The sequence below is a fragment of the Variovorax sp. P4_D9 genome (assembly GCF_056401695.1).
In genome coordinates this window covers 1-10281 of record NZ_JBFUIU010000306.1, presented here as the reverse complement: position 1 = coordinate 10281, position 10281 = coordinate 1, and the positions used below count along the sequence as shown (strand labels likewise).

Annotated in this window: 11 protein-coding genes and 1 pseudogene; 1 reads left to right on the top strand and 11 read right to left on the bottom strand. The window is 66.3% G+C overall.

Annotation, left to right across the window (positions count from 1 at the left end; genetic code table 11):
* Positions 1-579: 579 nt before the first annotated feature.
* The gene (locus AC1DY5_RS28105) at positions 580-1716 is read right to left on the bottom strand and encodes an IS110 family RNA-guided transposase (RefSeq protein WP_478116733.1); all 1137 of its coding nucleotides are present in this window, start codon (positions 1714-1716) and stop codon (positions 580-582) included.
* 387 nt (positions 1717-2103) lie between these two features.
* Between AC1DY5_RS28105 and AC1DY5_RS28100 the strand changes: the two genes are divergently transcribed.
* Positions 2104-3234, top strand: coding sequence for an ABC transporter substrate-binding protein (locus AC1DY5_RS28100; RefSeq protein WP_478116731.1), 1131 nt, complete (start codon positions 2104-2106; stop codon positions 3232-3234).
* Positions 3235-3278: 44 nt separating this feature from the next.
* On the opposite strand, the gene AC1DY5_RS28095 is transcribed toward AC1DY5_RS28100, so the two are convergent.
* The 10 genes and pseudogenes from AC1DY5_RS28095 to AC1DY5_RS28050 all read right to left on the bottom strand — a co-directional run.
* On the bottom strand, positions 3279-4064 hold the full coding sequence (locus AC1DY5_RS28095) for an SDR family NAD(P)-dependent oxidoreductase (protein WP_478116729.1): 786 nt from the start codon (positions 4062-4064) through the stop codon (positions 3279-3281).
* Positions 4061-5320: a cytochrome P450 gene (locus tag AC1DY5_RS28090; RefSeq protein WP_478116727.1), complete on the bottom strand. Its 1260-nt coding sequence runs from the start codon at positions 5318-5320 to the stop codon at positions 4061-4063. The genes AC1DY5_RS28095 and AC1DY5_RS28090 overlap by 4 nt, the downstream gene beginning before the upstream one ends.
* A 25-nt stretch (positions 5321-5345) precedes the next feature.
* Positions 5346-6056 carry a glutathione S-transferase family protein gene (locus AC1DY5_RS28085; protein WP_478116725.1) on the bottom strand — a complete coding sequence of 237 codons (711 nt, stop codon included), beginning with the start codon at positions 6054-6056 and terminating at the stop codon, positions 5346-5348.
* A 27-nt stretch (positions 6057-6083) separates the two neighbouring features.
* Positions 6084-6848 carry an SDR family oxidoreductase gene (locus tag AC1DY5_RS28080; RefSeq protein WP_478116723.1) on the bottom strand — a complete coding sequence of 255 codons (765 nt, stop codon included), beginning with the start codon at positions 6846-6848 and terminating at the stop codon, positions 6084-6086.
* A gap of 8 nt (positions 6849-6856) precedes the next feature.
* Positions 6857-7645 carry an SDR family NAD(P)-dependent oxidoreductase gene (locus AC1DY5_RS28075; protein WP_478116722.1) on the bottom strand — a complete coding sequence of 263 codons (789 nt, stop codon included), beginning with the start codon at positions 7643-7645 and terminating at the stop codon, positions 6857-6859.
* Positions 7642-8109: a DUF3237 domain-containing protein gene (locus AC1DY5_RS28070; protein WP_478116720.1), complete on the bottom strand. Its 468-nt coding sequence runs from the start codon at positions 8107-8109 to the stop codon at positions 7642-7644. The genes AC1DY5_RS28075 and AC1DY5_RS28070 overlap by 4 nt, the downstream gene beginning before the upstream one ends.
* The gene (locus AC1DY5_RS28065) at positions 8106-8747 is read right to left on the bottom strand and encodes a VOC family protein (RefSeq protein WP_478116719.1); all 642 of its coding nucleotides are present in this window, start codon (positions 8745-8747) and stop codon (positions 8106-8108) included. The genes AC1DY5_RS28070 and AC1DY5_RS28065 overlap by 4 nt, the downstream gene beginning before the upstream one ends.
* 32 nt (positions 8748-8779) lie before the next feature.
* On the bottom strand, positions 8780-9103 hold the full coding sequence (locus AC1DY5_RS28060) for a 2Fe-2S iron-sulfur cluster-binding protein (RefSeq protein WP_478116717.1): 324 nt from the start codon (positions 9101-9103) through the stop codon (positions 8780-8782).
* A gap of 32 nt (positions 9104-9135) precedes the next feature.
* Positions 9136-10173: a branched-chain amino acid ABC transporter permease gene (locus AC1DY5_RS28055; protein ID WP_478116715.1), complete on the bottom strand. Its 1038-nt coding sequence runs from the start codon at positions 10171-10173 to the stop codon at positions 9136-9138.
* Between the two features lie 2 nt (positions 10174-10175).
* Positions 10176-10281 (bottom strand): annotated as a pseudogene (locus AC1DY5_RS28050) (branched-chain amino acid ABC transporter permease); the annotation flags it as partial.

Sequence of the window (10281 nt, the reverse complement as noted above, 5' to 3'; positions counted from 1 at the left end):
GCTATCTGCAGGACGGCGAGATCCCGGCCGGAGCCTTGCTCAAGCCGACCACTGCCTGAAGTCCCGAACAGCTTTCTTCCAACGCTGGCAAGGAATGCATCATGATGATCAAAGGTCGACGCGCCCGAAAGGTCGGCGGGTCACTGCGTAGTGACCGATCCAAAAGAWGGGGCGCGCCGGTAACCGGGGTTTGCCAGTGCGCTTCTATGAGGGCTTATTTGTCAAACCTTTTTTGATCATCGTATTGATGACTGGTATTTCATGGCGGCACCTGTGAGTTGCTGAGCGAATGCGCAGAGGCGTGGCCCCAGTGATGCGCCCTGATCCGAGGYCGGGGTRTGGCGAGCGTTCGAGCCCGGTTGCTCGGACGAACTTCTATCCGTGCAGGGCGCGGACACCCTGCACCTCATGCTGCATGCGCGCGAAGCACACTGGCAAACCCCRKTTACCGGCGCGCCCCATCTTTGGCGACGGTCACTGTGCAGTGACCCGCGCACTGGGCGGGCGCGTCGACCTTTGATCATGATGATGCGTTCCTTGGCCTCCTGTGCGTTAGAGCAAGCAAGCCTGCTCGGGACTTCAAGCAGTGGCCGGCTTGAGCGTGGCCCCGGCCGGGATCTCGCCGTTCTGCAGATAGCGCCACAGCGCGATCGCCAGTTTTCTCGCCAGGGCCACGATACCGACCCGACGCATGCGTTTACCCCCACCAGCGAAGCGTCGGTTGAACCACTGAGCCAAGGCGCTGCCGGGCTGCAAACGCAGCCAGGCCCAGGCGAGTTCGACCAGCAACGCGCGAGCTCGCTTGTTGCCGGCCTTGCTGATGCCYTGCTCGATCTGGCTGTCGCCGCTGTCGTAAGGTGTGGGCGCCAGTCCCAGGCAGCCGGCCAGCTCGCGCCGGTTGGCGAAGCGCCGCCAGCCATACACCTCCTTGACCAACACCCAGGCGCCCTTAGGTCCGATGGCGCGGAGCAGCGCCAGTTGCGCCACCAGCGGCTGCTTGCCATCGGCCAGTTCCTGGCGCCGCTGGGTTTCCATCGCCTTGACCTGCTGCTTGACCAATGCAAGCCGCGCGCTCTCGCGCTCGATCTCGGCGCGCAGAACAGGCGGCACCTGTTCGCGATGGCGCGCCCACCAGGCGGGCCAGTCGCGCCCGCCGATGATGACGTGCGGGCGCAGGTTGTGCAGCACSAGCAGCGAGCTGATACGGTTCGTGTGGGCGGTGCGCTCCTTCGTCAGCCGGGCRAGCTCGCGATGCGTGCGGCGCGCGTCTTCGTCCTCGGGCGTGGGCTCGTGCACCACCGACCACACCCGCTCGCCGCGATGATGGCGCAGTAGCATCGCCAACAGCTTGTCGCCATCGAGTCGGTCGGTCTTGGCCCGCCGGGCGTGTCGGTTCACCTCGATGCTGGAGGAGTCGACCACGATGTTGTCGACACCCTGCTCGATCAGCCAGCGGTGCAGCCACCAGCCGTCGCGCCCTGCTTCGTAGCAGGAGTGCACCTTGGCCTGCGGCTCGAGCTGGCAACGCTCCCGGGCCTTGCTGAGGCAGTGCGCAACGGCGGCCGTGTCGCCGGCGTTCACGTTGTACCGGCTCGGGCCGCGGCGGCCATCGCTTGCCGTCACCTTCCACGACTTGTCGCCGAGTTCGAAGCTCATGTACAGGTCAGTCGCGATCGCCGTATCCTTGTCCTGTGGGGCTGTCTGGGTTGTCGACATTTCCATCTCCTTGCCAGAAGTTAAGGAAATCCCGTTTTAGCTAAACGGGTCTCGCTCGGGTAGTCCCACATAGCATCTTCGCGCGCATGCAGCATGAGGTGCAGGATGTTCACGTCCTGCACGGATAGAAGGTCGTCCGAGCACAACTGGCTCGAACGCTCACCACACCCTGACCTCGGACCAGGATGCATCACCTATGCCTCGCCAGTCGTCTCATCCACTCAGCAACAACCGGGGCCGCCATGAAACACCGTGAACACCGTTGATAAAAAGGCTTGACAAAAAAGTCCCACAGAAGGGTTGTCCGCGTCCCCTGCGACGGGGACTGACGCTTGCCTTGGGCCTATCGATACTGGCTTGGATTCCCTCTCACTTCCGGAGATGTCCATGCAGATGAATCGCAGAAGCGTCATTGCAGGAGCCGCCCTTCTTGCCGCCAGCAGCCTTGCCTTCGCTCAGGGTAAGGAGATTCCCGTGGGCGTGATGAACGCCATGACCGGCACCTATGCATACGGCGGGGTGCCGATCCAGAACGGCATGAAACTGGCGCTGGAAGAAGCCAATGCCCAGGGCCTGCCGGGCGGCAACAAGTTCAGGATCGTCGAGGGCGACACCGCGGGCGAGAAGGCCCAGACCATCAACCTGGTGAACCAGTTCGTCAAGCGCGACAATGCGATGCTGATCCTGGGCCCCACGACCAGCAGTGAGGCCCTCGGCGGGGCGCCAGTGGCCAACGACCTGCAGGTTCCGATGCTCGCCATCGGCAGCTCGCCCAGCATTCCGGCGACCGGCCCGTGGGCCTTCAAGATCCAGGCCGCGCCGGTGGACATCATGGGCTACCTGGCCAAGCTGTCGGTCGAGAAGCTGGGCATCAAGCGCATCGTGCTGGTCCACGACCAGAGCAACGACGGCTTCGTGGGCCAGAAGAATGCGGTGGCGGACTTCTTCACCAAGGCCGGCACGACCATCGTGGCCGACGAGAAGTTCGTTTCGTCCGAGTCCAACTTCCTCGCCTTGGCGACGAAGCTGACCACGATGCAGACCGATGCCATCTTCCTCGCCGCCCCGGCCGAAGTCGGCGCCAACATGATCGTGCAGATCCGCCAGGCGGGGCTGGACCCAAAGGTCAAGTTCGTCGCGCCTTCCACCTTCGGCTCGCTGGGCTTCGTGAAGGCGGGCGGCAAGGCGGTCGAAGGCACTTACGTGGTGTCCGATTACTCGCCGGTCAATCCCTCGCCAATGAACGTGGCCTTCGTGAAGGCTTACCAGGCCAAGTACAAGGCGACGCCGGACAACTGGGCGGGAATGGGCTACGCGCTGGGCCAGGTGGCCGTGGCGGCCGTACGGAATGCCGGACCGAATCCCGATCGCACGAAGATCCGCGACGCACTGGCAAAGCTGAACAAGGTGCCGATGGTGCTGGGAACGGGGACCTGGAGCCTGGACGCGAACCGGAATCCGAGCTATGGCGGTGTGTTGCTGCAGGTGAAGGATGGGAACTTCGTCGCGGTGCAGTAAATGCTTGCCCCCTCTCCCGCCCGCGGGAGAGGGTAGGACGAGGGCTACGCTGTCATTCCACCGTCGACGTTGTAAACGCCACCGGTGATGAAGCTCGCCTGCGGCCCCAGCAGCCAGAACACCAGGTTCGCCACTTCCTCCGCGCTGGCCGCCCGCCCGAGCGGCTGGTTGGCGAAGTGCTGCTTGAGCGCGGCCTCCACCTGCTCCTCGTTCCTTCCGTCGATCCTGAACGTGCTGCGCAACAAGGGCGTATCGATCGGCCCCGGGCAGATCACGTTGATGCGGATCTTGTGCGGCGCGAACTCCAGCGCCGCCTGCTGTGTCATGCGGATCACGGCCGCCTTCGACGCACCATAGACGCCCAGTCCCGCCTCCGCCCGGCTGCTCCGCTGGCCCGACACCGACGAAGTGTTCACGATGCTGCCGCGACCCTGTGCCCGCATGACCCGACCCACCGCCTGCATCCCCAGCAGCACGCCGCGCACGTTAACCGCGAAGATGCGGTCGAAGTCCGCCATGCGGAAGTCCAGCAGCGAGGACTGCGGCCCGACGATGGCGGCGTTGTTGTGGAACAGGTCGATCCGGCCCCACTTCTTCACGACCGCATCGGCGTAGCGCTGCACCTCGGATTCCAGGGCGACATCGGCCTGCAGCGGCAGCACGCGCGTGCCGTCCAGGCCCTGCAGTGCGCTGTCCAGCGACCGCCCTTCGCGATCCACCATCGCCACCCTGGCCCCGGCCGCCAGCAGCTGCCGCACCAGCGCSAGGCCGACGCCGCTGGCACCGCCGGTGACGACAGCGACATTGTCTTCGAACTGGGCGGCGCTCATTGCAGGGTCACCCGCAGCGCATCCGCCGCCCGGAACACGAAGGTGTGCATGTGCTTCGCCGTGTCCGGCTCCACCAGCCGCATTTTCGGGAAGCACTTGCTGAACTCCTCGAACACGATCTTCATCTCCAGCCGGGCCAGCGGCGCGCCCAGGCAGAAGTGCACCCCATTGCCGAAGGTGAGCTGCTTGCGCGCATTGGCGCGGCGGATATCGAACTTGTGCGGATCGGGGAACACTTCCTCGTCGCGATTGGCCGAGGCCAGCGACAGCATGATGGGCTCGCCTTTCGGGATGGTGACGCCCCGGATCTGGACGTTTTCCAGTGCGATCCGACGCCAGCCGATCACGGCACCGGCGTAGCGCATGCCCTCTTCCACCGTGTTGGCGGCCAGCGACGGTTCGGCGCACAACGCCTCCCACTGGTCGCGGTTCTCCAGCAGCGAGCGGATGGTGTTGTTCAACTGGTTGGTGGTGGTCTCGTGGCCCGCGAAGGCGACGCCGAAGGTGTGGGTGGTGATCTCCGGGATGCTGATCACGCTGTCGTCGCCGTTGCGGATCTCCAGCATCTTGCTGGTGAAATCGTCGCGCGGATTCTTCTGCCGGTCGGCCACCAGCGCGGCGCAGTACTGCCAGAAGGCCGCCATGTTGCGGGCGCCTTCGATCTGCTGCTCGGGCGTCGCCGGGCTGAAGTCGATCACGCTGCGGGCGCCGGCCCATTTCTTGACGCTGGGAATGTCGGCATCCGGGATGCCGAGCAGCTTGAACACCACCTGCGCCGGCAACTCGTAGTTCACTTCCGCCAGCAGGTCGATTTCGTCCTTGCCTTCGACGCGCTCGATGGCGTCGGCCACCAGCCGGCGGATGTGCGACTCGAGCTTGATGAACTCGCGCAGGTTCAGGGTCTGGCTGGTGATGCCGCGGATGCGCCTGTGCACCGGCCCGAACAGGGTCGAGTGGCTGCCGGTCTGGTTCATGAACCCGCCCTCTCGCAGGATGGCTTCCGCCTCCGGCGACATCGGCGTCACCGGCCGGGTGGTATTTGCCGAGGTGAAGCGCTCGCCGTCGTGCAGCACCGCGTAGACGTCACTGTGCTTCGTCAGCACCCAGTAGCCGATCTCCTCACACCAGAACACAGGCTCCTGGCGTCGCTGCACTTCCATCGCGGTGTGCAGCTCGGGGCTGTAGTAGGGTTTGAAGGGAGTGGTCCGCGACGATGCCGACGCGGCGAGAAACGGACAGCCGGGTGAATCGCTCATGAGTGTCTCCGGGTTGGATGTGGCATCAGCGCACGATGACGTGGCGCGCGAGGCCCTCGAACGGATATGAAATGCCGCCGCGTTCGTTCCGTCCGTACGGCGTCTTCAAGGCAAGACTGCGCTCGAAGGTTTGCGCCACCGCCGGGCGGGACTCGATCCGGTCGCGCCAGGCCAGGAGCCTGGGATAGCGCGCCGGATCGTCCGGGGCGATGTAGCGAATCCAGGGAAAACAAGCGATGTCGGCGATGGAAAAGTCCCCCGCCAGGTGGTCGCCGGCCTCCAGGCGCCTTTCCATCACATCCCACAGAGAGCGCAGCATGTTGTCGTAGCGGCTGCGGGGGTAGCGAAAATCGGTCTCGGGCTCCAGTCGCTGCGCAAACGCGCGGAAGTGCCAGGCCTGACCGCCGATCGGCCCGAGGCCGGCCATCTGCCAGAACAGCCACTGCATCACTTCCATGCGACCGCGCGGCGTGACAGGCATCAGGCGGCCGGTCTTCTCGGCCAGGTACTGCAGGATGGCGCCGGACTCCATCAGCGTGATGGGGTTGCCGCCGTCCACCGGCGCATCATCGCGCAGCACGGGAACCTTGCCGTGGATCGCCCCGCCCAGACGCGACGGGTCCTTCTGCTCGCCCGCGCTGAGATCTACGAGAACGAGCCGGTACTCCAGGCCGAGCTCTTCAAGCGCGATCATCACCTTATAGACATTCGGGCTGCTCGAATAAAAGAGTTCCACGCCTGGTCCTGTCGTCGTTTCGGCGCCTCAGCGCATCAACATGCCGCCGTTGACGTCGAGCGTGGCGCCGGTGACGAAGCCCGCCCCCGGCGACACCAGGTAGGAGACCGCGGCAGCGATCTCCTCCGGCAACCCGATCCGGCCCAGCGGCACCGCCGCCGTGCCCATGTACTTCTGGCCTTCGTTGCCRGCCGGCACCGTCTGGTGCAGCATCGGCGTGTCGATCGGCCCTGGCGCCACCGTGTTGACGGTGATGCCCAGAGACGCCGCCTCGCGCGCCGCGACTTTCGAGAGCGCCAGCACCGCGCCCTTGGAGGCGCTGTAGGCCGAGCCGCTCTGCATGCCGCCCATCTGTCCGGCCAGCGAGGCAACGGTGACGATCCGGCCGTCCTGCACCGAGCGGCCGGCACAGCGCCGCAGCATCTCGCGCACGCACAGGAAGGTGCCACGGGCGTTGACGTTCATCACGCCGTCCCATTCCGCCAGCGTGATGTCCACGGTGGGAAGGCGCCCCGGCGCCGGCTGGGTGCTCAGGATGCCGGCGAAGCAGGCCAGCACGCTCACGCCGCCCAGCTTCTGTTCTACCGTGTCGAMGGCGGCGCGCACGCTGGCCTCATCGGACACGTTGCACGCCAGGCCGATGTGGCCCTTGCCCGGCAAGGCGGCAGCGGCACGCTGGGCCGCCTCCACGTGCAGGTCGGCCACCGCGATGGTGAGGCCGTCCTCGGCCAGCTTGCGGGCGCTGGCGAGCCCCAGCCCGCCAGCGGCGCCGGTGATCAATGCGATGCGCATGAAGTCTCCTAGTGGTCGGGGTGCGCTTCGACCCAGCATTGCACCAGCGCGTCGCTGATGTAAGCGCTGCTGGTCTGGCCGCCGTCGACGGCCAGCACCTGGCCGGTGACGAAACCGGCGTCGTCGCTGCACAGGAAGGCCGCGGCGCCGGCGATCTCTTCCGGCTTGCCGGGCCGCCCCATCGGCGTGGTGCCGACGATGGTGGCGTAGAAGCGCGCTGTGTTGAGGCGCCCCTCGGTCTGCGGCGTGGCGATGATGCCCGGGGCGATGGCGTTGACGCGGATGCCCTGGTCGGCGTAGTCGGCGGCCAGGTTGCGCGTCAGGCCGATCACGCCGGCCTTGGCCATTGAATACACGGCCTGGCGGCGGTAGCCCACCACGCCCAGCGTGGAGGCGATGTTCAGCACGACACCCCTGGACTTCAACAGCGCCGGAAAGGCGGCGCGGGTGACCATGAAGGTGGCCTTCTGGTTGATGTCGGCCCACTTCTGGTAGTCGGCGTCGCTCGTTTCGTGGAAGGGCGGGCAGTTGCCCAGCCCGGCGTTGTTCACCAGCACGCTGATGCCGTCGTAGTGGCGCAGGCATTCGTCGGCGATGGCCTGCGGCGCACCGGGCGCCGTCACGTCCATCGCGAAGATGCGGAAGCTGTCCGATTGCGGCAACTCGGCCAGTGCACGGGCGTTGATGTCGACGGCCAGCACGCAGGCCCCCTCTTCGTGCAGCCGCAGCGCGATGGCGCGGCCGATGCCCGAGGCGGCGGCGGTGACGATGGCGGGGCGACCGGCAAATCGTTTCATGCGACTTCCCAGATGTCGTAAACCGGTCCGTTCGGCTCGCGGGTGCCGGTGCCCACGGCCACCTTGTCGTTCAGCCATTTCAGCGCCGGCGCTGCCGTCTCGAACTGCACCAGCACGCGGAAGTAGTCGGCACCGCGCGGGATGGCCTCGCGGTTGACGATCTTCTGCATGATCTCCGGCGTCGGCCCGTTGCGGCGGCCGTTGTAGGTCATGTAGATCAGCTCGCCGGCGTTGGTCTCCAGCACCAGCCGTACGTCCAGGTGCAGGCCGCCGTCGGGGCGCTCCAGCACGACGTCGGCGCCGCCCGGCAGCACGCGGCCGCGCAGGCGTTCGCCCTCGAACTGGCCGCCGCTCACGCACATCACGCGGCGGGTGTAGCCGTGCGGGACGGCGCCCACCAGTTGCGGCGGCGCGCTCACCTCCGCCTTGATGGTGAACAGCGGCCTAAGCTCTATCGGGGTCATACCTTCTTCTGCTCGTAGCGCTTGCGCACGTCCTTGATCAGGGTCAGCAGGGCTTCGGGCACGTCCTTGCCTTCGGCCTTGGCCTTGGCCTTGGCGTCTTCCCACAGCTTGAGGTCGGCGTAGCCCTTCTCGGTGTGGCGGTTCCACTGCTTGTCCAGCGGCGTGGTGATTTCCAGGCGGATGCCGGCCGGGTCGTGGAAGTAGATCGACAGGATCAGGCCCTTGTGGTCGGTCGGGCCGATCACGTCCACGCCCTGCGACTTGAGCCAGTCGTACCAGCGCAGCACCTCGGCGCGGTCCTTCGCCTCAAGCGCGATGTGGTTGAAGATGTCGTAGGCCGGGTGGCTGGACTTGGACGGGGGCGGCACGCCGGGCGCCTCGAAGAAGGCCAGCGTGGAGCCGTCGCCCATGCGAAAGAAGATGTGGAAGTAGGGAATGGCGTCGCCGGTGGACGGCACGCTGTCGTCCAGCACCGTGCTGGCCAGCTCCATGCCCATGATGCGGGTGTAGAAGTCGGTGGTGGCCGCGGCATCCGGCGTGACCCAGGCCGCGTGGTTCAGCATCATCGGCGTCAGGCCGGGGTTGGGCGTGAGCTCGCTCTTGGGCTTGGCCGGGGTGTGGGGGGCGGTGGCTTGCATGGTTTCTCCGGGGGTGTTCGATCTGGTGTGTTTCAGAGCTGCGGGTCGGCGATACGCACGGCAATGCCGTCCAGCGCCGCGTTCATGACGATCTGGCAGGACAACCGACTGCCCGGCTCGCGCGGTGCGGCCGTGTAATCCAGCATCTGGTTTTCGGTGTCGCTCACCGGCGGCAGTTGCTCGAGGTAGGGCGAGCCGACGATGACGTGGCAGGTGGCGCAGCTCATCACGCCGCCGCAATCGCCGACGATGCCTTCGATGTCGTGGCCGGTGGCGGCCATCATCAGGTTCTGGCCGTCGGCCACTTCGGCTTCACTGCGTTCGCCGTTCGGATGGATGTAGATGACTCGTGACATGGTTGCAACTTTCGACGAAGGGCCGCCCGCCGTCAGTCCCCTCCACGGGGACGTGAGCCACGCTGCGCGCGCCGCAGGGCCGAGCGCACCAGGCCGACGAAGCCTTGCGGCATCAGGAACATGCACAGGAGGAGGAAGCCGGCGAAGATGGCCGAAGGCGCCGACTTGGAGATCTGGTCGGCGAAGTTGGGAATGAACTGGATGAAGGCGGCGCCGATCAGTGCCCCGGAAATCGTGCCCAGGCCGCCGACGACCACGCCAACCAGGAAGAACACCGAGACGAACATGCCGAAGCTGTCCGGYGCGACGAAGGCGGTGGCGATGGCGCCCAGCGAGCCGGCCACCCCGGTGTAGAGCGCACTGATGCCGAAGGTCATGGCCTTGGTGTAGGCGACGTTGATGCCCATCGCCGAGGCCGCGATCGGCTGCTCACGGATCGCGATGGTGGCGCGCCCGAGCCGGCCGCGCAGCAGGTTCCAGGCGGCGATGAACAGCACGGCGGCGATGGCCAGCACCATCAGGTACAACCATTGGTCGCCGGTCAGCTTCCAGCCGAAGGGTGCTTCCGGTTTGGTCAGCGTGATGCCCTGCACGCCGCCCGTCCAGGCCTCGAAGGCCTTGTGCTTCAGCAGCTGCGGCGTGGCCAAGGCCAAGGCGAAGGTGGCCAGCGCCAAGTAATGGCCCTTCAGACGCAGCGCCGGCCAGCCGAAGAGGAAGCCGAACACGAAGCAGACCACGGCGGAGACCGGCAGCGTGGTCCACCAAAGAAAGTGCGCGTGCTCCATCAGAATGGCGGTGACATAGGCGCCCAGTGCGTAGATGGCGCCGTGCCCCAGCGAAAGCTGGCCGTTGTAGCCCACCAGCATGTTCAGCCCCAGCACAGCGATGGCCGTGATCAGCGTCATGGTGACGAGGAAGATGCGGTAGTCGCTGAGCGCGAACGGCACCGCCAGAGCCACGGCGGCGAGCACGGCCAGCGCGATCAGACGCCAGGGCGTGACCGAGGGCACCGGGGTGGCGTCGGCCGCGGAGAGCGGCGCGCCTTCGACGGAAGCGGGCAAGGTCGACATGCTCAGACCCTCGCCACCAGCTTGCGGCCGAAGATGCCGGACGGCCGGATCAGGAGCACGCCGACGATCAGTACCAGGGCCAGCGTCAGCTTAAGCTCGGTGCCGACC